This is a genomic window from Streptomyces sp. NPDC002888 (assembly GCF_042888465.1).
Lineage (GTDB): Bacteria > Actinomycetota > Actinomycetes > Streptomycetales > Streptomycetaceae > Streptomyces.
Genome location: NZ_JBIAPU010000006.1, coordinates 323,440 through 348,187 on the forward strand (window position 1 = coordinate 323,440; position 24,748 = coordinate 348,187).

Below are 24,748 nucleotides of genomic sequence, written 5' to 3' on the forward strand. Positions count from 1 at the left end.
GGGAGGATGTCAATCCTCAATCGTCTCCGCATGCCGCTCCATCTCCGCCACATCGGCGAAGTACTCCGCGTGCCCCGACTGCCGTGCCCGGCGGGCGTCCTCGCAGCGGCGCTCGAAGAAGCCGTCCGTCTTCAGCACCTTGTCGACGTGCCGGGCCAGATCCAGCGGCATGCGCCGCTCACCGCGCTCGATCTGACTGAGGAAGGGGATGCCGCGGAAGCTGTCCTCCGCCAGTTGCTCCAGGGTCAGCCCCGCCAGCTCTCTTCGATAGCGCAACTCGGCGCCGTAGAAGGAAGGGACGTTCGCCGACGCGTCGGGGTCCTTGCGTGCGGGCACGACTCATCACCGCCGTTTGCCAGTTGGCTTGCGCAGTTGAAAACCCTTCTACGGTACGTGTTCTCACGGCACTGTGTGACTGATTCGTCACGCAGTGCACACGTACGGAAGGCCCCCTATGCACCACACCGCTACGGTACGCAGGCTGCCGGACCTCGACCTCGATCTCCTCGCCGTCCCCGAGGCCGTGCCGGAACTGCGTCGTGCCGTACGCCGACGACTGGTCGGGACCTGCGACGAGGTGGAGCTCTGTGTCACGGAGTTGGTCGCGAACGTCATCCGGCACGTGGGGGAGGGAACCCCGGTCCGTGTGCGGGTGTTCAGGGCGGACGGTGCCGGCCGGATCCGTGTCGAGGTCGCCGACCCGGACGCGCGGGCTCTTCCGGTCCTCAGGCAGGCCACGGACGAGGACGAGGCGGGGCGTGGGCTCAGGATCCTGGACGAGTTGGCTTTGCGGTGGGGCGTGGAGCTGTGGGCGGGGGGAAAGACGGTGTGGTGCGAGGTGGCGGAGAACCCTGCCTGACCAAACACACCCCAAACCCACCCCAAACGCATCCCGAACGCACTACGGCCGCGGCGGCTCCCCTCCGTGCTCCGCGCCGCCGCGGCCGTTCCCCCGGAGCTCCCCCGAGCTCTTCTTGCTGTAAGGCTTACTTCTTCGGCTTGAAGGGCTCCGACGTCGCGTGGATGTCGCCCTTCGTCTCGATCTTGGCCTCGTTCGTCTCGACGGGCTCGTCGGTGGCGTGGATGTCGCCCTGAGGGGTCACCGTGCCGTCCGCGGCCTCGGCGGCCTTGAGAGGCTCCGACGTGGCGTGGATGTCTCCCTGCGGCTTGACGACCGGCTCGTCGCTCATGTTCGTTCGCTCCCCACTTGGCGTGTTCGTCGGTGATCGGTGGCGGCCCGTCCGTGCACTCCCCCGTGGGTGTTCGGACGGGCCGCCTGGCCGCCCAACCCTAGTTCGCCGGTGCGCGGCCTCTGCGCCGACCCGTTTGCCCCCCGACACGACGGATCGACTGCCTTGAGAATGCTGGACCGCGATAAACGAATGATGAACGCCCCATGCCGCGCCCAACACCCGCCCGACGCAGCACCCAACGCACGCCCGACACAGCACCCAACACAGCGCCCAACACACGCCCAACACAGCGCCCAACACCCGCCCGACGCAGCACCCAACACCCGCCCGACGCCGCGCCCAACACCCGCCCGACGCCGCGCCCAACACCCGCCCGACGCAGCACCCAACACCCGCCCGACGCACGCCCGACGCACGCCCGACGCAGCGCCCCCTACGTCCGCCTCACGCCGCCCGCACCGGCGGAGTCAGCAGCCCCCGCAGCTCCTCCGCCTCCGGTGACCCCAACTCCTCGTAGATCCGCATCGCTTCCTCCCAGCAGACCCGGGCTCTTCCCGTGTGGCCCACGCCGGTCAGGGCGTGGCCGAGGACGGTGAGGACGTTGCCGCGGCGCCACTCGCCGCCGATGCCCCGCAGTACCGTCAGTGCCATCTCGGCGTTGGCGGCGGCCTGGGCGTAGCGCTGGCCGGCGATGTCGACCTCGGCCAGGCGGAAGAGGGTCATGCCCTCCCACAGGCGCTGGCGGCTGTCGCGGAAGACGTCCAGGGCCTCGTGGAGGCGGTCGGCGGCCGCGACGAGCTGTCCGCACTGGGTGAGCGCCATGCCGAGCGCGTAGCGGCCGTTGGCGCCCCGCATGGAGTTGCCCATGGCGTCGTAGATCTCCATGCCCTGCTCGGCCAGGGCGACTGCGCTCTGGGTGCGGCCGGTGGCGAGGTGGATGCGGGAGAGGTTGCACAGGGAGCTGGCTTCGCCCGGCCGGTCGCCGAGGGTGCGGAAGTCCTCGATCGCCCGGGAGAGGTGTTCCTCGCCGTCCGAAGTGCGGTTCTGGTAGAGGGCGATGACTGCTCGGGCGTTGCCGGCCCAGCACGCGGGCAACAGGTCGTCGGCCTCGTGGGCGAGGCGGATGACCCGCTCCGCCTCCTCGTCGGCCATGTCGAAGCGGCCGCCGTCGAGGTGGGCGTGGGCCAGCGTCATCAGTGCCCGTGCCTCGACCTGCGCCACATCCGCCCGCTGGGTGGCCTCGAGCAACGCCTTCGCCGTGGCCTCGTACTCCCGGGAGTTCGCCCCCGACTCGGACAGGTCGAGCGCGGCCCACAGCAGGTCGATGGCCCGGGGGAGGGTGTTCGGGCAGGTTGCGGACTGGCGGGCCAGCGAGAGAAGGCAGTTGGCTTCGGTGTAGAGCCAGTCGCGGGCGGCCCGGCGGTCGGGGAAGTCGAGGCCCGGGTACTGCGTCGGGGCCAGGTGGTCCACCAGGCGGTCGCCGGGGCGCTCGATCGCGTACACCCCGGCCGCGGTGGCCAGGTAGAAGTCCAGCAGACGGGAGACAGCGGCTTCCCGCTCGCTCGGCGGCCACTCGTCCCGTTCCGCGCAGGCACGCGCGTAGAGTCGCACCAGGTCGTGGTAGCGGTAGCGACCGGGCGCCGCCGATTCCAGCAGCGAGGTGTCCACGAGGGACTCCAGCAGGTCCTCGGTGTCCTCCACCGGCAGGTTCAGCACCGCCGCTGCCGCCGCCAGCGAGAAGTGCGGGCCGTCGGCCAGCCCGAGCAGCCGGAAGGCCCGGGCCTGGGCGGGCTCCAACTGCCCGTATCCCAGCTCGAACGTCGCCTTCACGGCGAGGTCGCCGGCCTGGAGCTCGTCCAGCCGGCGCCGTTCGTCCGCCAGTTTCGCCGCGAGGACCGACACCGTCCAGGTGCGGCGGGCGGCGAGGCGGGAGGCGGCGATGCGGATGGCCAGGGGGAGGAAACCGCAGGCCGCGACCACGTCCAGGGCGGCCTCTCTCTCGGATCCGACCCGCTCCTCGCCGACGATCTTCGTGAAGAGGGACAGCGCCTCGTCGGGGGACATGACGTCCAGGTCGATGAGATGGGCGCCCGCGAGGTCGACCATCCGCACGCGGGAGGTGACGAGGGCCGCGCAGCCCTCCGTGCCGGGCAGCAGGGGGCGTATCTGGGCCGCGTCCTTCGCGTTGTCCAGCAGCACCAGCACCCGCCGCCCGTCCAGAACCGAGCGGTACAGGGCGGCCCGTTCCTCCAGGGAGTCCGGGATGGCCGAGTCGGCCGTTCCGAGGGCCCGCAGGAACGCGCCCAGTACCGTCTCCGGTTCCGCGGCCCGAGCGCCCGCGCCCTGGAGGTCGGCGTACAGCTGCCCGTCCGGGAAGGCCCCCCGTGCCTGGTGGGCGACGTGCACGGCCAGGGTCGTCTTGCCGACGCCGCCGATGCCCGCGAGGGCCGACACGGCCATCACGCGGCCCTCCGCCGACGCCAGCACGTCGCTGAGTTCGGCGACGAAGGAGGCGCGGCCGGTGAAGTCGGGGACCGTGGCAGGGAGCTGGGCGGGGCGGACCGGGACGACGGCCGGTTCGGCGACGGGGGCGGACGGCTCGGCGAGGGCCGGGTCGGCCTGGAGGATGCGTTGCTGCAGCTCGCGCAGGCCGGGGCGGGGGTCGACGCCGAGTTCGTCGGCGAGGAGTCGGCGTGTGTCGGTGTAGACGGCCAGCGCCTCGGCCTGGCGGCCCGAGCGGTACAGGGCCAGCATCAGCAGTTCACGCAGCCGCTCCCGCAGCGGGTGTGCGGCCGTCAGCGCGGTGAGCTCGGAGACCGCCTCGGCGTGGCAGCCCTGCTCCAGGTCCATGTCCAGGCGGGATTCCAGCAACTGGAGCCGCCACTCCTCCAGACGGACCCGTTGCGCCTCCGCGTACGGGCCCGGTATCCCGGCCAGCGTCTCCCCGTCCCACAGTCCCAGCGCCCGGTTCAGCACCTCCCGCGCATGGCACAGGTCTCCGGCCCCGCGCGCCTTCTCCGCCTCCGCCGCCAGTTCCTGCGCCACCGTGAGGTCCAGGGCGCCCTCTCGCAGCCCTCGTACCGCGTAGCCGCCGGACTCGCTCTCCAGGACGCCCGGGTCGAGCACCTTCCGCAGCCGGGAGGCGTACGTGCGCAGCGCGGCCAGCGCCTGGGACGGCGGGTCCTCGCCCCACAGGGCGTCGATCAGCTCGCCCGCGGTCGCCGTGCGGCCCTCGCGCAGCAGCAGTGCGGCGAGCAGGGCGCGCTGTTGGGGGGAACCGGTCGCCAGCGCGTTCTCGCCGCGCCAGGCACGCACCGGGCCGAGCAGGCCGAAGCGCAGCGCCGTCCGCTCCTCGGAGGAGCCGGGCCGCCTCTGCTCGGGCACGCGCGGTACACCGTCGTCCATCGGGGTCCCCCTAGGCATCCTCAACAACTAGGTCAGTTTGCCTTGTCCATGGCAGACACGTCAGCCGGGCGGGACGCGATCACAGGCAGGGCACACCCGGACGCACGGGATATCACAAGCCCCTCACATCTTCTCCGCACACTTCCGCACAAAGCCGAACAGTCCCGGGTTCCTGACGGGCCGTCAGATCGGCGCTACCGTGAGCCCATGGAGAACCGTGACGCCTTTCCGGAGACCATCTCCGCCACTTCTGCGGAGACCAGCTCCGACACCTTCCCGGAGACCATCTCCGCCCCCTTCCCGCAGATCATCTCCGTCGACGACCACACCGTTGAGCCGCCGGACGTCTGGCAGGACCGCCTCCCGAAGAAGTACCGGGACGCCGGACCCCGCATCGTGCGTGCCCCGTTGAAGGAGATGACCTTCCTCGGCGGCCGCTTCAAGCCCGTCATGGGCCGCCCCGGCGACGACGGGCCGGTCGGCGACTGGTGGGTCTACGAGGACCTGCACCGCCCGCTGACCCGCCTCGACACCGCCGTCGGCTACGACCGGGACGAGATCCGCCTGGAGGTCATCACCTACGAGCAGATGCGCCCGGGGTCGTACGACGTCCCGCAGCGCCTCGCCGACATGGACGTCAACCACGTCCAGTCGGCGCTGTGCTTCCCGACCTTCCCCCGCTTCTGCGGCCAGACGTTCACCGAGGCCGAGGACCACGAACTCGGGCTGCTCTGCATCCGGGCCTACAACGACTGGATGGTGGAGGAGTGGTGCGGCCCCGATGCCCAAGGCCGTCTCGTCCCTCTCACCATCATTCCTCTCTGGGACGCGGAGTTGGCCGCCCAGGAGGTCCGCCGCAACGCCGCCCGCGGCGTTCGTGCCGTCGCCTTCTCCGAGATACCCCCGCACCTCGGCCTGCCCTCCGTCCACACCGACGACTGGGACCCATTCCTCGCCGCCTGCGACGAGACCGGCACCGTCATCGCCATGCACATCGGTTCCAGCAGCCGTATGCCCTCCACCTCCGCCGACGCCCCGCCCGCCGTCGGTTCCACCATCACCTTCGCCAACTGCTGCTTCTCGATGGTCGACTGGCTGATGAGCGGCAAGTTCGAGCGCTTCCCGGGCCTGAAGGTCATGTACGCGGAGGGGCAGATCGGCTGGATCCCCTACATCCTGGAGCGCGCCGACGTGGTGTGGGAGGAGAACCGCGGGTGGGGCGGGGTCGCCGACAAGGTGCACCAGCCGCCGTCCGAACTCTTCGCCGAGCACGTCTACGGCTGCTTCTTCGACGACGCCTTCGGGCTCCGCAACCTCGACTCCATCGGCGTCGGCAACGTCCTCTACGAGACCGACTACCCCCACTCCGACTCCACCTGGCCCAAGTCGCGCGAGGTCGGCGAGGCCCAGATGGGCCACCTGCCCGCCGACGTCGTCGAGCGGATCGTCCGGGGCAACGCGATCCGTCTGCTGGGGCTCACCGGGGAAGGCCTGTGGCCGGGCGGCGGCGGTGCCCGGTGAGCGGCGGCCTCGCCTACGGCATCCAGCTCCCCGTCCAGTCGCAGAGCACCCTCTACGCCGAACCCTGGGAGGCCGGCGCGGGCCCCGACGACCTGGTCGCCCTCGCCCGCGCCGCCGACCGGGCCGGTTTCTCCTACGTCGCCTGCTGCGACCACGTCGCCATCCCGCGCCGCCTGGCACCCGCGATGAGCACGGTCTGGTACGACCCCGTGGCCACGCTCGCCCACCTCGCGGCCGTCACCGAACGCGTCCGCCTGCTCAGCCACGTGGCGATCGTCGGTCTGCGCCACCCCCTGGTCACCGCCAAGCAGTACGCCACCCTCGACCACCTCAGCGGAGGACGCCTGATCCTCGGGATCGGCGCCGGACACGTACCGGAGGAGTTCGAGACGCTGGGGGTGGAGTTCCGGCGGCGCGGGGCCGTGCTCGACGAGTGTGTGGACGCCCTGAGAGCGGCCCTCGGGCCGGACGAGTTCCCCGAGCACCACGGGAAGCTGTACGACTTCGCCGACCTCGGACAGCGGCCCCGGCCCGCCCAGCCGCAGGTCCCCGTCTGGGTCGGCGGGTCCTCGCCCGCCGCCGTACGCCGGGCCGCGCTGAAGGGGGACGGCTGGCTCCCGCAGGGCGACCCCCGCGACCGGCTGCCCGCACAGATCGGCACGCTCCGGCGGCTGCGCGCCGAGGCCGGCGTCGAGGCGCCCCTGACCGTCGGTGCCATCGCCGAGCCCCTGTACGTCGGCACGCCCGCCTGGGACGTCGGCCGCCGCACCCTCACGGGCCCGCCGGAGGTGCTCGCCGAGTCGCTGCGGGCCTATGGGGTGATGGGCGTGGACCAGATCCAGGTGCGGCTGCGCAGCCGGGACCGTACCGAACTCACGGACCAGATAAGCGAGTTCGGGGCGGAGGTGGCCCCGCTGCTGGCCTGACCTCACCTGTCTGACAGCTGAGCCGAATTTTCTTGAAGCTTTGAACATGTCCACGCCGAGCCTCGTATGTACGAACGTACGGACGTGATGGTTCCGGCGGAAGGACACGTGCAGTGCGATCCTCCCAGCGACTCTCCGTTGCCCTCGCCTGCGCAGAGGGCGCCTGGCCGCACGACGACTGGCCCGCCCCGGACGACCGGTACGTGGGCCGGGTCGAGCACCTGGCCCCGCCCTTCCGCATCCCCGAGGCCGTCGACGTCGCCCTGCTGCGCTGCGAGGAGCCGTCGCGGTCCCTCCCGGCGCTGCTGAAGGCGCTGGGGGACCGCAGCGTCCCGGTGATCGTGGTCAGCCCCCGGCAGGACACCGAGACGGTGCTCGAGGTGTTCCGGGGCGGTGCGGGCTACCTGGTCGAGGGCGACTACTGCACTCACATGCTGTCGTCGGCCGTGATGGCGGCCACCGTAGGGCACACCTACCTCTCGCCGATCGCCTGCGCCGCGCTGCGCGAGGGGGCCCGGCGGATGCCCAGGGCCGGGGACGCCCTGGAACGGCTGCGCGCGCTGCTCTCGCCGCGCGAACGCCAGATCATGGAGCTGCTGTCGACCGGCCTGGGCGCGCAGGAGATCAGTCTGCGGTTACGGCTGAGCGAGAAGACCGTCCGCAACAACCTCAGCAACATCTACGCCAAGCTGGACGCCCGCGGCAGCACGGACGCGGTCCTGCGGTGGCTGGGAGCCACGCCCGTGCTTCGCACTTGAGAACAATCTTCAGGAGGCGGAGGCCGGAACCTCCGACAGCGGTATCTCGACGTCGGTGGCGTTGTCGCCGCCCTCACCGAATCCGGGCTCGGCGCGCAGGCTGTTCCCCGAGTTCTGGATTCCGTTGGCCTCGGGAGTTCCGCATTTCACGTTGCGCAGCCAGAGGCGGCCGTCGGGCGTTCCGTTCTTCAGTATCTGCGGATAGAAGACGTGCACGCTCGTGGCGCCCTCGCGGGGTGCGAAGAACACCTTCTGGCCGTCCTGGGCCTCCTTGTAGGTGGCCTTCAGGAATCCGCTCACGTCGGTGCGTTTGGCGGACCACATGAAGAAGCCGATACTGTCCGGCTGCACGGTGTCGGAGCGGCTGAAGGCCAGACCGGTCGTCTTGTCGTCGCGCGTGATGTTGATTTCCGAGGTGCTGAACTTCAGGCCGATCTCGAAGAACGAGTTCCCCAGCTTGGTGTCGGCGCCGGCCGTGAATCCGTCCTCCAGCTGGATGGTTCTGGTGACGGACGTGCTCACGCTGAAGGTGCTCGTCGCCGCGGTCGTCGTTCCGCAGTTCTGGGTCACGGGGGAAACGCGCTGATTGGGCCCGAGGCTGTTCGCCCTGAACTGGACGTCGACGAACTCGCAGTTCTCCAGTTTGTCCGAGTCCGCGGCACAGTCGGAGGTGACCTCGGACGGGGTGGCTGCGCCGGCCTGGTTCATCAGCGGGACGATCACCGCGAGAGCCGCCACGGGAGCCAGGGCGAGAGTGATGCGCTTCTTCCTGCCGCGGTGCCTTCTCGCGCGGGGGGTGCGGGTGGTCATGGATTCTCCTGGGGGGTTCTTGTGTATGTGGGCCGGGGGGCTGTGGAGGGATGGAGTCAGCAGTCCTCCAGGACCGCCTTGGACGTGCCGTCCACGACACCGGGTGCGCCGGCCGCGCCCGGCAGGACCACGGGCCCTTCGACGACGTCCGGCGCCACGAAGTTCTGCTCGGGGGTGGCGTTGGTGACGGTCGTCGCCTCACGGGCGTCGATCCGCACCCGCCATTCGCCGGTCATGCGCTGCATCTTCGGCGTGAACTCCATGTGGAGCACCTTGCCGACCGGTACATCCCGCTGTTCCGTGGCGCCGGCGGTCGCCGACTTCACGGTCATGTCCAGAGTTCCCTTGTGTTTGACCCAGGACCCGCTCAGGAATCCGAAGAGTCCCCCGCCGCCGCCCTGCTGGGTCACGGTGTACTTGCCCTCTCCCTGGGCCGCGGTGGCCGACCAGGTGACGGACACCTTCGCCGGGTCGGTGGCGTTCGGCTCGCAGTTGGGGAAGTCGATCGACGCCTTCTCGGTGGGGCCGTCGAAGGTCTCGAACTTCGTCTCGACGAAATCGCAGTTGTCGGCCTGGAACCCGTCCGCGAAACCGCCGTTGAAGTCGCGTACCGAGCGCTGCTTGCCGCTGACGACCGCGGACCGCTCGCACATCGCCATGATCTGTTCCGGCGTCTTCTCGTCGGCCGCGTTCGCCGAGGGAAGAAGGGCGATGATTCCGCCGCCGGTCGCCAGTGCCGCGCCGACCGCCACATAACGGGCCTTCCTGTTCTTCAGTCTCCTCTTGGCCATGCCTGCTCCGCTCTTGGGGGTGGCTTTACTTCTCCGTGGGGGATTATTGGAGTTCCCCGGCCGCCCCGACAGAGTCAAATGTCCCTACCTGTAGGTCACTTGTTGTGTGCTTGTGCAATCACACTTCCGGGAGCAGGGCGCGACGGGCACCATCTGACGAATCGTCAGTTCCGGCGGTACGATGCTGAGCCCACCGAGTTGAAGGGGGCCCCGCATGGGCAAGCTGGACGGCCGTGTCGTCATCGTCACCGGTGCCGCGCGCGGGCAGGGGGAGCAGGAGGCGCGCCTGTTCGCGGCGGAGGGCGCGAGGGTGGTCGTGGCCGACGTCCTCGACGAACAGGGCGAGGCCCTCGCGAAGGAGCTGGGCGCGCTGTACGTCCACCTCGACGTGGGGGAGGAGAACGACTGGCGCTCCGCCGTCACCGCCACCAAGGACGCCCACGGTCACGTCGACGGGCTCGTCAACAACGCCGGCATCCTGCGCTTCAACGCCCTCGTCGACACGCCCCTCGACGAGTTCATGCAGGTCGTACGGGTCAACCAGGTCGGCTGTTTCCTCGGCGTCAAGACCGTCGCGCCCGAGATGGAGGACAGCGGCACGATCGTCAACACCGCCTCGTACGCCGGGATGACCGGCATGGCGGCCGTGGGTACGTACACGGCCACCAAGCACGCCATCCTCGGGCTCACCCGGGTCGCCGCACTGGAGCTGGCGCCCCGCCGCATCAGGGTCAACGCCATGTGTCCCGGCGCCATCGACACCGCCATGTCCAACCCGGCCCTCCTGGACCCGTCCGCCGACGGCGAGGAGACCTCTCGGGCCCTCGACGAGCTGTACCGCAAGCTCGTCCCGCTGGGCCGGATCGGCAAGCCGGAGGAGGTGGCCCGGCTCGCGCTCTTCCTCACCTCCGGCGACTCCTCGTACATCACCGGGCAGCCGTTCGTGATCGACGGGGGCTGGCTGGCCGGGGTCAGCATCATCTGACGAGCCGTCAGCTATTGACGGTCCACGGGCCCGGTGCCACAGTCGGCGGCAAGCCAATCTGACGTATCGTCAGAAACAACTGAGGACGGTGAACCTCCTTGGAATTCGGGCTCTTTGTACAGGGATACGTGGGCAAACGCGCCGAGACCGACCCGCTCGCCGAGCACAAGGCGCTGATGGAGGAGACCGAGTACGTCATCCAGGCGGACCGCTCCGGCTTCAAGTACGCCTGGGCGTCGGAGCACCACTTCCTGGAGGAGTACTCCCACCTCTCCGCCAACGACGTCTTCCTCGGCTACCTGGCGCACGCGACCGAGCGCATCCACCTCGGCTCCGGGATCTTCAACCCGCTCGCCCAGGTCAACCACCCCGTGAAGGTCGCCGAGAAGGTCGCCATGCTCGACCATCTCTCCGGCAACCGCTTCGAGTTCGGCAGCGGGCGCGGGGCCGGCTCGCACGAGATCCTCGGCTTCCTCCCCGGCATCACCGACATGAACCACACCAAGGAGATCTGGGAGGAGACGATCGCCGAGTTCCCCAAGATGTGGCTCCAGGACGAGTACGTCGGCTTCCAGGGCAAGCACTGGCAGTTGCCGCCGAGGAAGGTGCTGCCCAAGCCGTACGGGAAGTCGCACCCGGCGATGTGGTACGCGGCCGGGTCGCCGCCGTCGTACGCGATGGCCGCGCGCAAGGGGCTCGGGGTGCTCGGGTTCAGTGTGCAGAAGGTCTCCGACATGGAGTGGGTGCTGGAGCAGTACAAGACGGCGGTCGTGGACGCCGAGCCGGTGGGGGACTTCGTCAACGACAACGTGATGGTGACGACGACGGCGATCTGTGCGCCTACTCATGCCGAGGCGATCGAGGTCGCCGTCAACGGTGGGCTGCACTATCTGCCCTCGCTGGTGTTCCGGTACCACGACACGTTCCCGCGGCCGGAGGGGTTCCCCGTGTGGCCGGAGACGCTGCCCGAGTACACCGCCGAGTTCGTCGAACTCCTCATCGAGGAGGAGCTGTTGATCTGCGGGGATCCGGACGAGGTGCTCACGCAGTGCAAGCGGTGGGAGCAGGCGGGGGCCGATCAGTTGAGCTTCGGGTTGCCTGTGGGGGTGCCGAAGGAGGAGACCCTTCAGACCATCCGGCTGATCGGGGAGCACGTGATTCCGAAGATCGATACGGATCCTGTGCACAGGACTACGCGGTTTCGGCAGGGGGCGTGATCGCCGTCGCGGGGTGCGGGTCGGTTGTGGCTGGTCGCGCAGTTCCCCGCGCCCCTTTGGGGCGCGTCCAGCGCACCGGAGATTGAGGAGGCAAGCCCCATGCTCGATCACGTCATCAAAGGCGCGACTGTCGTCGACGGGACGGGTGCGCCGGCTCGCACCGCCGACGTAGGGATCCGGGACGGTCGTATCGCCGTGATCGGGTCGGTCACCGAGGAAGCCCGTACCAGCGAGGACGCGCACGGGCTCGTCCTCGCCCCCGGCTTCGTCGACCCCCACACCCACTACGACGCCCAGCTCTTCTGGGACCCCTACGCCACCCCCTCCCTCAACCACGGGGTGACGACGGTCGCGGGCGGGAACTGTGGGTTCACGCTCGCGCCGTTGAACCCTGCTCGTCCCGAGGACGCCGGCTACACCCGCCGGATGATGTCCAAGGTGGAGGGGATGTCGCTGGTGGCGTTGGAGGAGGGGGCGCCCTGGAGTTGGCACGGCTTCGGGGAGTATCTGGACGCACTCGAAGGGCGGATCGCGGTCAACGCGGGGTTCATGGTGGGGCACTGCGCGCTGCGGCGGTATGTGATGGGGCCGGAGGCGGTCGGGGGCCAGCCGACCGAGGGGCAGCTCGCGGAGATGGTGCGGCTGCTGCATGCGGCCATGGACGCCGGGGCCTGGGGTTTTTCCACCACGCAGTCGTCGACGCACTCCGACGGTGACGGGCAGCCGGTCGCGTCCCGGCATGCGCGGCCCGATGAGCTGCTGGCGCTCGCCCGGGCCGTGGGCGAGCACGAGGGGACGCAGATCGAGGCGATCGTCGCGGGCTGTCTGGATCAGTTCAGCGACGCGGAGATCGATCTGTTCGTGGAGCTGAGCGCCACGGCGGGACGGCCCCTGAACTGGAACGTTTTGACCGTCGACGCGGCTGTGCCGGAGCGGGTGCCGAGGCAGCTGGTGGCGAGTGAGCGGGCGCGGAAGGCGGGCGGTCGGGTGGTGGCCCTGACCATGCCGATCCTCACGCCGATGAACATGTCGCTGGGCACCTTCTGCGCGCTGAACCTGATTCCGGGGTGGGGGCCGATCCTGGGGCTGCCGGTACCGGAGCGGATCGCCAGGCTGCGTGATCCGGCCGTACGGGCCGAGATGCTGAAGCGCGCCGACTCCAGGGAGGCGGGCGTGTTCCGCCGGCTGGCCGACTTCGGGCGGTACGTCATCGGGGACACGTACAGCGAGGAGAACCGGGGTCTGACCGGGCGGGTGGTGCGGGACATCGCGGCGGAACGCGGGCAGGAACCGTTCGCCTGCCTGGTGGAGATCTGCGCCAACGACGAGCTGCGTACCGTGCTGTGGCCCATGCCCACCGACAACGACCCGGCGTCCTGGGCGCTGCGCGCGGAGACCTGGCAGCACGAGGACGTCCTGCTCGGCGGGTCCGACGCGGGCGCACACCTGGACCGCATGTGCGGAGCCCCGTACACCACGCGTTTCCTCGGGGACTGTCTACGGGGCCGGAAGCTGGTCGGTCTTGAGCAGGCGGTGAGGATGCTGACGGACGACCCGGCGCGGCTGTTCGGGCTGCGGGAGCGGGGGCAGGTACGGGAGGGCTGGCATGCGGACCTGGTCCTCTTCGACCCGGAGCGGATCGACGCGGGCAAGGCCACCCTGGTGCACGACCTGCCGGGTGACAGTCCGCGGCTGGACTCCAAGGCGATCGGAGTGCGGGCCGTGTGGGTCAACGGGGTCGCGGCGATCCGGGACGACGTGGTGACCGGTGCCGTACCGGGGCGGGTGCTGCGGTCCGGGCGGGACACCGAGACGGTGGGCACCAAGTGAGCGACGGGCAGCGGCTGTTCGTCGGCGGCGCGTGGGTCGAGCCGGACGGCGGGCACTACGCCGTGCTCGACCCGGCGACGGAGGAGACCGTCGGGTGGGCGCCGGAGGCCTCGCGGGATCAGGTGCACGCGGCCTGTGCCGCGGCCCGCGAGGCCTTCGGGCCATGGTCGCGCACGCCCGCCGAGGAGCGGGCGGCGGTGCTGGCGCGGGCGGCGGACCTCGTGCGTGAGCGGCTGGTGCCGTACGCCGAGCTGGCCCAGGCCGAGACGGGGGCGACGACCGGGACGGCCCGGGGACTGCAGGTGGGTGTCGGGGCCGCCCGTTTCGGGCGGTACGCGCGCGTGGAGCCCGCCGAGTGGGCGATCCCCCCGCAGATCAACGAGGCCGGGCCCATGGGGAAGGCCGGTGTGATGGGCGCGCTGGCGGTACGGCAGCCCGTCGGCGTGGTCACCTGCATCACCTCGTACAACAACCCGTGGGCGAACCCCGCGGGCAAGATCGCGCCGGCGCTGGCGATGGGCAACACGGTGGTGGTGAAGCCGGCCCCGCAGGATCCGCTGTCGGTGTACCGGATGGCGGAGGCGCTGGAGGCGGCGGGCGCTCCGGCGGGCGTGGTGAACGTGGTGTCGGGCCGCTCGGTCGAGGTCGGTGAGGCGGCCGTGGACTCACCGGACGTCGACATGGTGAGCTTCACCGGCTCCACGGCGGTGGGTCAGCGCATCGCCGAGGTGTGCGGGCGCGGGATGAAACGCCAGCTGATGGAGCTCGGCGGGAAGGGCGCGGCGCTCGTCTTCGACGACGCGGACCTCGCCTCGGCGGTCGCCGGGATCGGCACGACCTTCTCCTTCTACAGCGGCCAGATCTGCACGGCACCGACCCGGGTGCTGGCCCAGCGGGGTGTGTACGGCCGGCTGGTGGAACTGCTGGCCGCGTACGCCCGCCGGTTGAAGGTCGGCGACCCGAGAAAGCGGGACACGGTGGTCGGTCCGGTGATCTCGGCGGCGCACCGGGAGCGGATCGAGTCGTACGTGGAGACGGGCCGCAAGGAGGGCGCGGCGGTGGTGACGGGAGGCGAACGGCCGTCGCACGCCCGGGGTTTCTACGTCTCACCGACCCTCCTCGCCGACTGCTCCCCCGAGATGCGGGTGGTCCGCGAGGAGATCTTCGGCCCCGTAGTCGTGGTGCTGCCCTTCGACGACGAGGAGGAGGGCGTCGCCCTCGCCAACGACTCCGACTACGGCCTCATCGACTACGTCTGGACCGCCGACGTGGCCCGCGCCTTCCGCGTCGCACGCCTGCTGCGGGCCGGCGGCGTCGGCATCAACACCGTCGGCCGCAACATGGAGGCGCCGTTCGGGGGCTTCAAGAGGAGCGGCGTCGGCCGCGACGTGGGCTCGTACGCGCTGCACGCCTACAGCGAGGTGCAGGCGATCGTATGGCCGGGGTGAGGTGACCTGTTCACCCCTCCAGATCCACCCGCACCGTCAGCAGATTCGTCCCGAGCGCTCTGACCGCCGTGCTGTTGAAGCGGGGCAGGGCGCGCAGGCGAGCGACCGGGTCGTCGTCGGGGAGGAGGTGGGCCGTGCCGGTGTGCCAGCGGCCCCCGATCCGCACCCGGACCTTCGGGTTCGCCCGGATGTTGCGCACGTACTGGGACCGGTCGCCGAACTCCGAGACCAGCCAGAAGGAGTCGCCGACGCGGCGGCCTCCCACCGGCGTCTGACGGGGCAGCCCGGAGACACGGCCCGTGGTCTCCACGACCGTCTGGAGGGGGAGGCGGCGCAGCAGGGGGTTGATCCGGCGCTGGAAGGTAGTGGCGGCGCGGAACCTGAGGTCGGCGAGGCGGGACATCGTCCGTACGACTCCTTCACACAAGACTCTCGAACTGTTGCTTCAATGGTCCCCCACGCTGCGGAACGAGAGCGGGTGGCTGCGGATGCGTGTGGTGACCTGGAACCTGTGGTGGCGCTTCGGCCCCTGGGAGGCACGCCAGAAGGCGATCCTGGAGTCCTTGCGGGAACTGGACCCCGACGTGGTCGGCATGCAGGAGGTGTGGGCCGCCGGTGAGGAGAACCTCGCACAGTGGCTGGCCGGTGAGCTGGGCCTGCACTGGGCGTGGGCGCCGTCCCCCGCGCCGGAGCGCTGGCAGCGGCGGATCGGGGACGCCACGGTCGGCATCGGGAACGCGGTGCTGAGCCGGTGGCCCGTGGTGGAGCAGGACATGCTGCGGCTGCCCGCGCCCGCCGACCTCGACGACGGCCGGCTGGCCCTCTACGCCCGCCTCGCCACCCCCGCCCACGAGGTCCCCTTCTTCACCACCCACCTCACCTCGGCCCCGTACGCCTCGGCCGTGCGCTGCGGCCAGGTCACCGCGCTCGCGGAGTTCGTCGCGCGGCACCGGGGAGACACCCCGTTCCCGCCCGTCGTCACCGGTGACTTCAACGCCTGGCCGGACTCCGACGAGATCCGCCTCTTCGGCGGCTACAAGACCGCCCCGGCCGTGCCCCGCCAGGTCCTCATCGACGCCTGGGAGTACGCCGACCCGACGGCACCCTCCGCCACGTGGGACGCGGCCAACCCGTACGTCGCGGTGGGGGGCGAGCCGAGCGCGCGCATCGATTACATCCACGTGGGGCGCCCGGGCCCCGGCGGCCTGGGTCGCGTGCGTACGGTCCGGCGGGCGGGGGACGGCCCGGTGGACGGGGTGTGGCCTTCGGACCATGCGGCGGTGGTGGCGGAGTTGGCGGAGGTCGGCTGACCGGGGGCGTGCTAGCTTCGGCCTGACATGATCACGGACGGTGTACGGACGACATCAACGGCGGCCCTGCGACGGACGGTTGCCGCCCTCATCCTCCTCGCCCTCCTCCCCCTGAGCGGCTGCGGCCCCTCCGACCCCTCCGGCCTCGACGAGTACGAGACCGACCACCGCCCCAGCACCGTCGACGCCGACGAGTACGAGACCGACCACCGCACCATCACCGTCGACGCGGGCGAGGAGTTCACCCTCTCCGTCCCCGCAAACCCCGCCCTCGGCCAGCGGTGGTTCATCGCAGACCCCCGCCCCGACGCGGACGTCCTGCGCTACGACGGCAAGCGCGAGGACATCGAGCCCGGCGACAAGGACCTCGTCGGCAGCGGCGACGGCACCCAGTACTTCGACTTCACAGCGCTCGCCTCCGGCAAGGCGACCGTCAAACTCCTCCACTGCCCCCTCGCCCGCTGCGGCAGCGCCGCCGACGCCGAGACGACGGCGGTGCCCGTCCCGACGGCGTCGACGACGGACAAGCCGGCCGAGAACCCGGAGTACTTCCTCTACGAGATCACGGTTCGCTGAGGGGACTTCAGCGCGTGTAGGAGGGCGCTGAAGGTGGCGGGGGTGGTGGTGAGGATGGCTTGGGTGGGGTCGGCGGATTCGGTGAGGCGGATGGCTGCGGGGCCGGCGGATATGTGGACGCAGGCTTCGCCTTCCTGGCAGTAGGACGACTTTTGCGGGGTGGCGGCGACGTGGACGCAGGATTCGCCCTGAGCGCAGTAGGACGACTTCTGCCAGGCGTAGGCGGTCATGCGGGTCCTCTCACAGTGCGGTGACCAGGCTATGGATGAAGTCCCGGGTCTTCTCCGGGGGAAGTGCAACGGATTCCATGCGTTGCAGCAGACTCCGGTACGTGTCCAGTTCGGCCTCGGCCTCGACCAGCGCGGGGCCGTGCGACTGGTCCAGGGAAACCGTGTCGAGTCGGGGGACCGGGCCGTGGAGGTGGAGGAACGTCTGGCCGGAACCCGGGTAGGCCCCGATGGTGAAGGGGATCACCCGGATCGTGATGCCGTCGCGCTCGCTCTGGGTCAGCAGGTGCTCCAACTGGCGCTTGGCGACCGCCGTCCCGCCCACGGGTACGCGGAGAGCGGCATCGTGAATGATCGCCTGGTACGGCACCGGGTCGTCCTGGTCCAGTAGCGCCTGGCGCTGGAGCCGGAAGTTCACCCGGAGCTCGAGGTCGCGGCGGCTGAACTCGGGCACGGCCTGCTCGAAGATGGCGCGGGAGTGGTCGGCGAGCTGAAGCAGGCCGGGGATGTGCGCCGTGTTGGCCGCCTGGAGCCGGACCGCGTGGTGTTCGATCTCCGCCAGGTCGAGCAGCGGGGCGGGCAGTACCTCCCGAAAGGTCTCCCACCAGCCACTCTTCCGTTCGCCGGCGAGTTCGGTCAGACCGTCGAGGTAGGCGCTGTCGGAGCAACGGTAGATGCGGGCCAAGGCGCGCAGCCGGTCCGCGCTCACGCCGAATCGGCTGGCTTCGATGTTGCTGAGCTGGGCCTGGCTGACACCGAGCTGACGGGCCCCCTCGGTGACGGACAGCCCCGCCCGCTCTCGAAGCCTGCGTAGCTCCGTGCCGAGACGGATGCGGCGGGCGCTCGTAGCGGTCTTGGGAGCCATGGGTCAACTCTCCTTGGAAAGCCGCGCGTTGATGTCACCCACACGAGGGAAAACCTCATGCGATTGCCAAAATGGGAAATGTATTAAGTGATGGGCCGGTAGCTTACTGAGTCAGGCGCCACTCCTGGAAGCGCACCGCGGGACGCTGCGGCGGAGACACCAGGCACCCGTCCAACTCCCCTCAGTGATCGGAGATTTCCGATGGCCACCGTATCCCCGTCGTGGAACTACACCCTGCATCTTCCGCACGATCCACGCGCACCGGGCATCGCACGAGCCACCCTGAGGCTGATTCTGGCCGCCCACGAGATGCCGGACCTTGCCCCCACCGCCGAGCTCCTCGCCGCGGAACTGCGAGCAACTCGCACTGCCACACCAAAGGCCCCTACGCCCTCCGCCTCCGCTCCCCGGAACCCGGCCGGCTCCGCGTGACCGTATGGGACACGGACCCGGAGGTCCCGCCGGCCTTCTCCCACCCCGGTGCCCCACCCCCACAGGACGCCGAACACGGCCGCGGCCTGCATCTCATCCGGGCCTGCGCCGACGCATGGGGCGCGTCGGTCCTGAGCGAGGCGGGCGGCACGAAGGCCGGAAAGCTGATGTGGGCGGAGTGCGGAGGGGAGGCGGGGTGAGCGGGGTGGTACGGGCCGTAGGCAACGGAGCGCGATGTCCGTCTCGGCCGGGCGGCGCCATACTGGGAGGTGGAGCCATGCCCGTTCATCAGGAGCAGACCATGAGCGCACAGCCCGAGCACGGCTGGGGAGCGATGCCTCTCCCGGAGATCCGGACCGTGAACGACCTGCGCGGTGCGCTCAGCCGCTACGGCTTCCCGGGTGACTTGGAGCGGTTCGAGGAGGAACTGGCGACCGCCATAGGAGCCTCCTCCGTGAACGACTTCGAGGTGGCCTCCGCTGTGGTCCGGGCCTATCGGCACCGGGTCCTGATCAGGAACTCGCCCGAGATCATGACGGCCCTGGAGGACGCTCGCACCGGAGGCGGCGGCACGTGAACGAAGTCCCGTTGGAGGAGGCCGAGCCTGCGAGGAAGGCGTTCGGCGACCTGACGGAGGGGGAGCGGGAAGTCGTCCGGGACGCGCTCGATGCGATCCGCCGCGACCCGGCGGCGGGCCGCGAGATCCCCGGCTGGCGGCCGCCGTCTGTGGAATACACGATCACGACGCCCCTTGCCCGGGACTCGGCCGAAGCGATCACGGTCGTGTACACGCACACGCCGGGCATGGGTGTCACGGTTGTCTATTACTTCCGTGATCCACAGGTTGTGGACTGAGTCGCGCCCCTCACGCCCGTGTCCCGGTCACCTCTCCCTGCTCGACACCAGCAGCGAACCCGTCCAGGTGGTCAGCTGGCGGATGAGGGTGAGGACCTGGGAGGTGCGGGACCGGGCGAACGGCAGGACGAGCAGGGCTGGGGTGAGGGACAGGGTGACGAGCAGCAGGGGGACGAGGGCGAGCAGGACGATGAGGGCGCGTTGAGCCCAGCGGGCGGTGGCGAGCATGGTGGAGGGTTCCTTCCGGACAGCCGTTGGACGATTGCTGCCGGAACCCTCCGGCCCGTCCGGTACGTTGCGAAAGGCGCACCATGTTGCCAACGCAGAGTCAACAGTTCGGGGGAACTCCGTGACCGTCGTGGCCCGTGATTCCGGGAAGTCGTCGGAGATCGAACGCGGCGAGGTGCCCGAACTTGCCGCCCTCGGCAACGTGTTGCGCGAGCTGTTCAACACATTGGGCATCAGCCAACGCCAGTACGCCCACCGCATCCACCTCGACCCCTCGGCGGTCTCCCGCTACCTCAGCGGCCAACGGCGGCCCGGTCAGCAGTTCGTGGAGCAGCTGATCGCGGCGGTGGAGGAGGAACGGGGGAGCGCTGTCACGCCGGAGGCGCGGGAGGCGGTCCGGGGGGCGTGGCTGGCCGCCCTGAAGGCGTGTGATCCGGACGAGTACCGACTGGAGGTGCTCCGGGACGAGTTGGCGCGGTCCCGACGCGAAGCCGAGCGCGCCAACCGCAACGTGGAGGCCTTGCAGCTCCTGCTGGAACAGAAGGAGGCCCAGGTCCGTGACACCGCCGACGACCTCGTACGGCTGCGGATGGACTGGTCGGCCGAGCGCAAGGCTCTCTCCACCTCGCAGGATGCCCTGGGCCGCGAGGTCGAGGAGCTGAGGCAGGACCTGCTGGCGGCTCGACGGCTGCACCGCGAGGCGGAGGAACACGGGCGGGAGTTGCGGGAGCGGGTGCTGCGCTTGGAGGGGGAACTGGCGGAGCGGGGTGCTTCGCCGGAGGTCCCGCTGGAGGCGTTCAAGGGGCAGTTGGAGCGGACCTGGGAGGAGGAGGACTCGTCGCAGGCGTCCAGGGAACTGACGGAGGCGGCGTGGGCGCGGTCGTTGGAGGACGTTAGGCAGCTGGCGGCGTGGTTGGTGGAGCGAGGGGACGAACGGAAGATCATCAACTTCGTGACCGATGTCGCTCGCCTGCGGCCGGCCGAAGACGTGGTGCGTTTCGCCCGGCACTCCATGGCCTGGAACTTCGGGTTGGTCTTCGACGCGCTGGCGGAGGGCCTCGCCTCTCGCGTCGCCCCACGCAACGTCGCCTTCTACTACTGCGAGCTGGTCGGTGTCCTGCGCTTCGGTCAATCGCTGGGTGACGAGGTTCTTGCCGCCGCACTACGCAATGTCTCCACCCCCGACGACGCGATCGAGCTGATCACGCGGGTGACCGAGCGTGTGGGATCTGCCCGGCATTTCCACGCCTCGACCGCCGTGGTGGCACGCAGGCGGGTCGACGCAGGCTTCCCTTTCATCGTCGCGGTGGCACTGCACGAGGCGGGCGCGCTCGACATCGCGGTCGACATCATCGGAAAACTGTCCGACCGCTTCCTTCGAGGGAGGACCTCGGCCAGAGAAAGCCGCAAGTTCCCCCAGGGCGTCGGCCGCCTGGACGAACAGACCCTCCACAAGCTGTTCTCCCTGGTCGCCACCAGGCCCGGGGAGAGGACGGCCGCAGAGTTCGCGGCCCTCATCCACCGGGCAGCCATGGAGATCGGTGACCTGGCACTGTCGGACCAGCTACTGGACACCCTCGGCCCGGAATTCGAGCAGTTCGTCGCCGACAACCGGACCGGTGTCTCCGGTCGGCTCTACGAGTACGTCACCCAACGCCACGCCAACCCTCACTGACGCCCCAGAAAAATCGGGTTGGTAAACGCAGCCAACGCCCCCGGCAACGGCCCCGCCGCAGCCTCGTGCCGCAACTCCGCCCGCACGTACGCCGCATACGAAGCCGTCGTACGCCACTCCACCACCCCCGAACCCTCCACCGCCAACGGCCCGCTGCTGAACAGCACCCCCTGGTCCGTCACGAACCGCACCACGCACCGAGGCGCACCCGTGACCTCCAACCGCACGGTCACCGGCACATCCCGATCCACCCGCAACCGCTCCCCGATGCCCGCGTGCTCCCCGCGCCCCCCACTCGCCGTGAAGGACAACGACACCCTGCTGGACTCGGCGACATACGACCGGCCCGCGCGGATGCCCTCCTGGATCGCCTCCCGGGTCAGGTCGTCCGCCAGGACCACCGTCTGCGGGGAGCCCACCGTGTCCGGATCCCGGTGCGCGTCGCTGTTGCCCATCGCCGGGATCCAGCCATGCCCGTCACGCCCGTCACGACCTTCCCGCACAGACGCCACCAGCATCCCGTCCCAGTCGGCCAGCGTCACCTCGTCATCCGGCGTGTAGGGCCCGTTCCACACCTCGACCGCGTCCGCCTCGCCGAAGCCGAACTTCCAGTTGCAGCCGACGCAGGTGGCATGCGGATGGGCGGGGACCACCAAACCCCCCGCCCTGCGGATCCGGCGGGCGAAACGGCCGAAGCGGTTGTCGCGGGCGCGGTAACGCCAGTCCACGAAGGTCCCCGGGTCGGTGCCCAGCGCCACCACGTGGCCGTTCCTCGTCGTGACCTCCTCGCCCAGCATCACCAGCAGGTCGTCACCGGCCACGTCCGCCCAGTGCGCGTGCGCCGAGTGCGTGTTGTGCTCCGAGCTGTTGATGAAGTCCAGCCCCGCCGCCCGCGCCAGCGCAGCGATCTCCGCGGGGGTGCGGCGGCCGTCGGAGTGCCAGGAGTGGAGGTGGCAGTCACCCCGGTACCAGGCCCGGCCCCGTCCCTTCGCACGCTCCGGCGGGTACACCGGCGCGACGACCTCGCCCGGCTCGCCGTACGTCAGGGTGATCGTGATCTCGTACGGCAGGCCCTGCGGGGCGACCGTGTACGGGCCGAGCGCGATGTGCCACGTGCCTTCGCGTACCGGGCCGGGGATGTATCCCGGCGTCGCCTCGTCCGCGCGGATGAAGAACTCCGTGCGGGCGCCGCCGGACCAGCCCCGGAAGCCCTTCCCGCCCAGCTCGGTGCCGCGTTCGTCGAAGACGCCGATGTCGAGGGCGTTGCCGGGTGTGCCGGCGGGGACGGACGGGCGGTCGTAGACGTACGCGACCCTGAGTTCACGGACGCCGGCGGGGACTTCCACCGGCAGGTACACGAAGTCGGGTGAGCCGGTGGGCAGGGTGCCCCGCACCGTCCGGGTCTCGGTGTCCCCGGTGTTGTCGGCGCCTTTAGCGAAGCTCACGCTTCCCAACTTGACGTGCTCCCTGGCCTAAAGTCGAGGGATTCCGGCCTGGGTCGTCTGGCCCTTCCGGGGGCTTCCTGCTTCAACGCGCTGTGCGGGCACGCGTGCCCGTCTTACCGGCGCTCCACAGGCGTTTGGCGTCTCCGCCCGTCCGGCGGCGACGATTCGACGTCCCTCGAGGAGGACGTTGCGGGCTGCGTTGTGATCGCGGTCGTGCACGGTGCCGCATCCGCCGCACGTCCATTCCCGGACACGAAGGGGCTTGGGGCCGTCCCTGAATCCGCAGGCCGAGCAGATCTGGGAGGACGGGAAGGCACGGTCCACCTTGGCGAAGGTACGGCCGTGCTTGACCGCTTTGTACTCCAGTATGCGTACGAACGCGGACCATCCCGCGTCGTGCACCGACTTGGCGAGCCGGGTGCGCCCGAGGCTGGACACCGCGAGGTCTTCCACATACACCGCTTGGTTGTCGCGAATGATCTGTGTGGAAGCCTTGTGATGGAAGTCCCGGCGCCGGTCCGCCACCCTGGCGTGCTGGCGTGCGACCTTGATGCGGGCCTTGGCCCGGTTCTTCGATCCCTTGACCTTGCGCGACAGCTCCCGCTGAAGGCGCTTGAGCTTCTTCTCTGCCCGGCGCAGGAAGCGAGGGCTGTCGATCTTCCTGCCGTCGGACAGGACGGCGAAGGCGGACAGGCCAAACGACGAAGCTGAGAAAGTACCGGCCGCAGCTGTCCTTGATGACGGTCAGGGACGTGGGGAGGGCCAACCCTGCGGCCCCGCCGCCTGCCCGTGAGGCTGCCGAAGAAGTTCTTGTAGGCGGCATCCAGGTCCCGCAGGGACTGTTGCAGGACGACCGCTGACACGTCGGCGAGCCAGGCGCGTTCCTCGGTGCGCTTGGCCTGGGTGATGCGAAGCCGGGACAGCTCGGCCGACTTCACGTACGGCAGTCCTGCTGCGTGTGCTTCCTTACGGTCGCGCAGGCAGTCGTTCCACACCACGCGGGCGCACCCGAACGCGCTCGCCAGCGCACGGCGCTGCAAGGCGTCCGGGTATGCCCGGTAGTTGTAGCGGAGCTGCATGGAGATCACCGTATTGATACTTCGGGGCAGTCTACGACGAAAGCTCGCATTCAATTGGAATTGAGCACAATGTGAGCAAGTGTGTTCGATCCGACACCCGCGCAGGCGCGGGTGTTCGACAGCGAGATTGAACCGCCGTGCACGGGAAGGGAATCGGCGGCTTTCGGGGGTGCGGCGGCAAAGGTGTCCCGGGCATGTCAGATAGATGCCGACTGGTCGGTATGGACAGATGGTCCCGCGCCCGGTACAGATGAGTCATGCGTATCTCCGTGACGATCTTCCTCACCGACGAGACGATCACCCCGACCCGGCTCGCCCGTGAGCTGGAGCAGCGGGGGTTCGCCGGGCTGTACCTGCCCGAGCACACGCACATCCCGGTCGAGCGGACCACCCCGTACCCGGCGGGCGGCGAGCTGCCCCGCGAGTACGGCCGTACGCTCGACCCCTTCGTGGCGCTCGGCCAGGCGGCCGCGGTGACCGAGCGGCTCGGCCTCGGCACCGGCATCACGCTCGTCGCCCAGCACGACCCGATCGACCTCGCCAAGCAGATCGCGACGGTCGACCACCTCTCCGGCGGCCGCCTCACCCTCGGCCTCGGCTTCGGCTGGAACGTCGAGGAGGCCGCCGACCACGGGGTGGAGTGGCGTACGCGGCGCGAGCTGGTCCGGGACCGGATGGCCTTGATGCGGGCCCTGTGGAGTGACGAACCCACCGCCTACGACGGGGAGTTCGGGAGCGTGCGGGCCAGCTCCGCGTACCCCAAGCCCGTACAGAAGCCGCGGGGGCCCGTCGTCGGACCGCGCACCCTCATCGGCGGGGCCGCCGGGCCCAAGCTGTTCGCGCACATCAGCGAGTACGCCGACGGGTGGCTGCCCATCGGCGGGCGGGGCCTGTCGGAGTCGCTGCCGCTGCTGCGCGCCGCCTGGGTCGACGCGGGCCGCGACCCGTCCGCGCTCCAGGTCGTGCCGTACGCCGTCCACCCGAGCCCGGGCAAGCTCGCGTACTACGCCGAGCTGGGCATCGAGGAGGCCGTCGTGCAGCTGCCGCCTGCGGGGGAGGCAGAGGTGCTGAAGGTGCTCGACGCCTGTGCGCCGTACCTCCCCGGCACCAGTGTCACCGTGTGAGGAGCGGCTGCCCGGGACGGACCGGGCAGCCCCTCCAGCCCCTGATCA

The 24,748-nt window shown here is 70.2% G+C and carries 23 protein-coding genes and 3 pseudogenes; 15 read left to right on the top strand and 11 right to left on the bottom strand.

The features are described from left to right. Positions 1 to 12 precede the first annotated feature (12 nt). A pseudogene (locus ACFYWX_RS12995) lies at positions 13 to 336 on the bottom strand (helix-turn-helix domain-containing protein); the annotation flags it as partial. Between the two features lie 118 nt (positions 337 to 454). Here ACFYWX_RS12995 and ACFYWX_RS13000 point away from each other — a divergent pair. Continuing rightward, positions 455 to 859 carry an ATP-binding protein gene (locus tag ACFYWX_RS13000; RefSeq protein WP_389424023.1) on the top strand — a complete coding sequence of 135 codons (405 nt, stop codon included), beginning with the start codon at positions 455 to 457 and terminating at the stop codon, positions 857 to 859. Positions 860 to 986: 127 nt separating this feature from the next. Here the strand turns inward: ACFYWX_RS13000 and ACFYWX_RS13005 are convergent, their stop codons facing one another. Further along, complete coding sequence (locus ACFYWX_RS13005; protein ID WP_389424024.1) at positions 987 to 1,190, bottom strand: hypothetical protein; 204 nt, start codon at positions 1,188 to 1,190, stop codon at positions 987 to 989. Between the two features lie 447 nt (positions 1,191 to 1,637). Beyond that, a complete protein-coding gene (locus ACFYWX_RS13010; RefSeq protein WP_389424025.1) occupies positions 1,638 to 4,598 on the bottom strand; it encodes a BTAD domain-containing putative transcriptional regulator in 2,961 nt (986 codons plus the stop codon). Between the two features lie 207 nt (positions 4,599 to 4,805). Between ACFYWX_RS13010 and ACFYWX_RS13015 the strand changes: the two genes are divergently transcribed. The 3 genes from ACFYWX_RS13015 (at position 4,806) to ACFYWX_RS13025 (ending at position 7,803) form a co-directional block, all read left to right on the top strand. Further along, positions 4,806 to 6,119 (top strand): amidohydrolase family protein, encoded by a 1,314-nt coding sequence (locus ACFYWX_RS13015; protein WP_389424026.1) that lies wholly within the window; start codon positions 4,806 to 4,808, stop codon positions 6,117 to 6,119. After that, a complete protein-coding gene (locus tag ACFYWX_RS13020; protein ID WP_389424027.1) occupies positions 6,116 to 7,045 on the top strand; it encodes an LLM class F420-dependent oxidoreductase in 930 nt (309 codons plus the stop codon). Before ACFYWX_RS13015 ends, ACFYWX_RS13020 begins: the two co-directional genes overlap by 4 nt. A gap of 113 nt (positions 7,046 to 7,158) precedes the next feature. Continuing rightward, the gene (locus ACFYWX_RS13025; RefSeq protein ID WP_389424028.1) at positions 7,159 to 7,803 is read left to right on the top strand and encodes a response regulator transcription factor; all 645 of its coding nucleotides are present in this window, start codon (positions 7,159 to 7,161) and stop codon (positions 7,801 to 7,803) included. A gap of 9 nt (positions 7,804 to 7,812) precedes the next feature. Here the strand turns inward: ACFYWX_RS13025 and ACFYWX_RS13030 are convergent, their stop codons facing one another. Both ACFYWX_RS13030 and ACFYWX_RS13035 read right to left on the bottom strand, forming a co-directional pair. After that, positions 7,813 to 8,613: a hypothetical protein gene (locus tag ACFYWX_RS13030; protein WP_389424029.1), complete on the bottom strand. Its 801-nt coding sequence runs from the start codon at positions 8,611 to 8,613 to the stop codon at positions 7,813 to 7,815. Between the two features lie 56 nt (positions 8,614 to 8,669). Next, a complete protein-coding gene (locus tag ACFYWX_RS13035) occupies positions 8,670 to 9,404 on the bottom strand; it encodes a hypothetical protein (protein ID WP_389424030.1) in 735 nt (244 codons plus the stop codon). Positions 9,405 to 9,618: 214 nt separating this feature from the next. Here ACFYWX_RS13035 and ACFYWX_RS13040 point away from each other — a divergent pair, with 214 nt between their 5' ends. The 4 genes from ACFYWX_RS13040 to ACFYWX_RS13055 all read left to right on the top strand — a co-directional run bounded on the left by ACFYWX_RS13040 (position 9,619) and on the right by ACFYWX_RS13055 (position 14,884). Continuing rightward, positions 9,619 to 10,389, top strand: coding sequence for an SDR family NAD(P)-dependent oxidoreductase (locus ACFYWX_RS13040; protein WP_389424031.1), 771 nt, complete (start codon positions 9,619 to 9,621; stop codon positions 10,387 to 10,389). A gap of 98 nt (positions 10,390 to 10,487) precedes the next feature. After that, the gene (locus ACFYWX_RS13045) at positions 10,488 to 11,606 is read left to right on the top strand and encodes an LLM class flavin-dependent oxidoreductase (RefSeq protein ID WP_389424032.1); all 1,119 of its coding nucleotides are present in this window, start codon (positions 10,488 to 10,490) and stop codon (positions 11,604 to 11,606) included. 99 nt (positions 11,607 to 11,705) lie between these two features. Further along, on the top strand, positions 11,706 to 13,436 hold the full coding sequence (locus ACFYWX_RS13050; protein WP_389424033.1) for an amidohydrolase family protein: 1,731 nt from the start codon (positions 11,706 to 11,708) through the stop codon (positions 13,434 to 13,436). Then, positions 13,433 to 14,884 carry an aldehyde dehydrogenase family protein gene (locus ACFYWX_RS13055; RefSeq protein WP_389424034.1) on the top strand — a complete coding sequence of 484 codons (1,452 nt, stop codon included), beginning with the start codon at positions 13,433 to 13,435 and terminating at the stop codon, positions 14,882 to 14,884. Before ACFYWX_RS13050 ends, ACFYWX_RS13055 begins: the two co-directional genes overlap by 4 nt. A 10-nt stretch (positions 14,885 to 14,894) precedes the next feature. Here the strand turns inward: ACFYWX_RS13055 and ACFYWX_RS13060 are convergent, their stop codons facing one another. Then, the gene (locus ACFYWX_RS13060; protein ID WP_389424035.1) at positions 14,895 to 15,287 is read right to left on the bottom strand and encodes a nitroreductase/quinone reductase family protein; all 393 of its coding nucleotides are present in this window, start codon (positions 15,285 to 15,287) and stop codon (positions 14,895 to 14,897) included. Positions 15,288 to 15,372: 85 nt separating this feature from the next. On the opposite strand from ACFYWX_RS13060, the gene ACFYWX_RS13065 reads away from it, so the two are divergent. Then, positions 15,373 to 16,194 carry an endonuclease/exonuclease/phosphatase family protein gene (locus ACFYWX_RS13065; RefSeq protein WP_389424036.1) on the top strand — a complete coding sequence of 274 codons (822 nt, stop codon included), beginning with the start codon at positions 15,373 to 15,375 and terminating at the stop codon, positions 16,192 to 16,194. A 27-nt stretch (positions 16,195 to 16,221) separates the two neighbouring features. Next, a complete protein-coding gene (locus ACFYWX_RS13070) occupies positions 16,222 to 16,770 on the top strand; it encodes a protease inhibitor I42 family protein (RefSeq protein ID WP_389424037.1) in 549 nt (182 codons plus the stop codon). Here ACFYWX_RS13070 and ACFYWX_RS13075 read toward each other — a convergent pair. Together ACFYWX_RS13075 and ACFYWX_RS13080 are read right to left on the bottom strand one after the other, a co-directional pair. Then, positions 16,749 to 17,000, bottom strand: a complete 252-nt coding sequence (locus ACFYWX_RS13075) for a DUF397 domain-containing protein (RefSeq protein WP_389424038.1) — start codon at positions 16,998 to 17,000, stop codon at positions 16,749 to 16,751. The genes ACFYWX_RS13070 and ACFYWX_RS13075 overlap by 22 nt on opposite strands. Before the next feature lie 10 nt (positions 17,001 to 17,010). Then, complete coding sequence (locus ACFYWX_RS13080) at positions 17,011 to 17,862, bottom strand: helix-turn-helix domain-containing protein (RefSeq protein ID WP_389424039.1); 852 nt, start codon at positions 17,860 to 17,862, stop codon at positions 17,011 to 17,013. 428 nt (positions 17,863 to 18,290) lie between these two features. Here ACFYWX_RS13080 and ACFYWX_RS13085 point away from each other — a divergent pair, with 428 nt between their 5' ends. The 3 genes from ACFYWX_RS13085 to ACFYWX_RS13095 all read left to right on the top strand — a co-directional run bounded on the left by ACFYWX_RS13085 (position 18,291) and on the right by ACFYWX_RS13095 (position 19,149). Continuing rightward, positions 18,291 to 18,494 (top strand): ATP-binding protein, encoded by a 204-nt coding sequence (locus ACFYWX_RS13085; protein WP_389424040.1) that lies wholly within the window; start codon positions 18,291 to 18,293, stop codon positions 18,492 to 18,494. 77 nt (positions 18,495 to 18,571) lie between these two features. Next, a complete protein-coding gene (locus tag ACFYWX_RS13090; protein ID WP_389424041.1) occupies positions 18,572 to 18,871 on the top strand; it encodes a hypothetical protein in 300 nt (99 codons plus the stop codon). Beyond that, positions 18,868 to 19,149, top strand: a complete 282-nt coding sequence (locus tag ACFYWX_RS13095) for a hypothetical protein (protein WP_389424042.1) — start codon at positions 18,868 to 18,870, stop codon at positions 19,147 to 19,149. Before ACFYWX_RS13090 ends, ACFYWX_RS13095 begins: the two co-directional genes overlap by 4 nt. Before the next feature lie 27 nt (positions 19,150 to 19,176). Here ACFYWX_RS13095 and ACFYWX_RS13100 read toward each other — a convergent pair whose 3' ends face one another. Beyond that, positions 19,177 to 19,377 (bottom strand): hypothetical protein, encoded by a 201-nt coding sequence (locus ACFYWX_RS13100; RefSeq protein ID WP_389424043.1) that lies wholly within the window; start codon positions 19,375 to 19,377, stop codon positions 19,177 to 19,179. Positions 19,378 to 19,507: 130 nt separating this feature from the next. On the opposite strand from ACFYWX_RS13100, the gene ACFYWX_RS13105 reads away from it, so the two are divergent. After that, a complete protein-coding gene (locus ACFYWX_RS13105) occupies positions 19,508 to 21,052 on the top strand; it encodes a helix-turn-helix domain-containing protein (protein WP_389424044.1) in 1,545 nt (514 codons plus the stop codon). Here the strand turns inward: ACFYWX_RS13105 and ACFYWX_RS13110 are convergent. Together ACFYWX_RS13110 and ACFYWX_RS13115 are read right to left on the bottom strand one after the other, a co-directional pair. Beyond that, positions 21,046 to 22,506: pseudogene (locus ACFYWX_RS13110) on the bottom strand (CehA/McbA family metallohydrolase); the annotation flags it as partial. The gene ACFYWX_RS13105 and the pseudogene ACFYWX_RS13110 overlap by 7 nt on opposite strands. An 18-nt stretch (positions 22,507 to 22,524) precedes the next feature. Then, positions 22,525 to 23,576 (bottom strand): annotated as a pseudogene (locus tag ACFYWX_RS13115) (RNA-guided endonuclease InsQ/TnpB family protein). A gap of 257 nt (positions 23,577 to 23,833) precedes the next feature. Here ACFYWX_RS13115 and ACFYWX_RS13120 point away from each other — a divergent pair. Further along, a complete protein-coding gene (locus ACFYWX_RS13120) occupies positions 23,834 to 24,700 on the top strand; it encodes an LLM class F420-dependent oxidoreductase (protein ID WP_389424045.1) in 867 nt (288 codons plus the stop codon). Positions 24,701 to 24,748 lie beyond the last annotated feature (48 nt).

Bases quoted from the DNA above. Each gene is read 5' to 3' on its own strand.
- ACFYWX_RS13005 (WP_389424024.1), bottom strand. From the start codon at position 1,190: ATGAGCGACGAGCCGGTCGTCAAGCCGCAGGGAGACATCCACGCCACG.
- ACFYWX_RS13035 (WP_389424030.1), bottom strand. From the start codon at position 9,404: ATGGCCAAGAGGAGACTGAAGAACAGGAAGGCCCGTTATGTGGCGGTC.
- ACFYWX_RS13080 (WP_389424039.1), bottom strand. From the start codon at position 17,862: ATGGCTCCCAAGACCGCTACGAGCGCCCGCCGCATCCGTCTCGGCACG.
- ACFYWX_RS13030 (WP_389424029.1), bottom strand. From the start codon at position 8,613: ATGACCACCCGCACCCCCCGCGCGAGAAGGCACCGCGGCAGGAAGAAG.
- ACFYWX_RS13010 (WP_389424025.1), bottom strand. From the start codon at position 4,598: ATGGACGACGGTGTACCGCGCGTGCCCGAGCAGAGGCGGCCCGGCTCC.
- ACFYWX_RS13065 (WP_389424036.1), top strand. From the start codon at position 15,373: ATGCGTGTGGTGACCTGGAACCTGTGGTGGCGCTTCGGCCCCTGGGAG.
- ACFYWX_RS13120 (WP_389424045.1), top strand. From the start codon at position 23,834: ATGCGTATCTCCGTGACGATCTTCCTCACCGACGAGACGATCACCCCG.
- ACFYWX_RS13060 (WP_389424035.1), bottom strand. From the start codon at position 15,287: ATGTCCCGCCTCGCCGACCTCAGGTTCCGCGCCGCCACTACCTTCCAG.
- ACFYWX_RS13075 (WP_389424038.1), bottom strand. From the start codon at position 17,000: ATGACCGCCTACGCCTGGCAGAAGTCGTCCTACTGCGCTCAGGGCGAA.
- ACFYWX_RS13090 (WP_389424041.1), top strand. From the start codon at position 18,572: ATGCCCGTTCATCAGGAGCAGACCATGAGCGCACAGCCCGAGCACGGC.
- ACFYWX_RS13015 (WP_389424026.1), top strand. From the start codon at position 4,806: ATGGAGAACCGTGACGCCTTTCCGGAGACCATCTCCGCCACTTCTGCG.
- ACFYWX_RS13050 (WP_389424033.1), top strand. From the start codon at position 11,706: ATGCTCGATCACGTCATCAAAGGCGCGACTGTCGTCGACGGGACGGGT.
- ACFYWX_RS13070 (WP_389424037.1), top strand. From the start codon at position 16,222: ATGATCACGGACGGTGTACGGACGACATCAACGGCGGCCCTGCGACGG.
- ACFYWX_RS13100 (WP_389424043.1), bottom strand. From the start codon at position 19,377: ATGCTCGCCACCGCCCGCTGGGCTCAACGCGCCCTCATCGTCCTGCTC.
- ACFYWX_RS13000 (WP_389424023.1), top strand. From the start codon at position 455: ATGCACCACACCGCTACGGTACGCAGGCTGCCGGACCTCGACCTCGAT.
- ACFYWX_RS13040 (WP_389424031.1), top strand. From the start codon at position 9,619: ATGGGCAAGCTGGACGGCCGTGTCGTCATCGTCACCGGTGCCGCGCGC.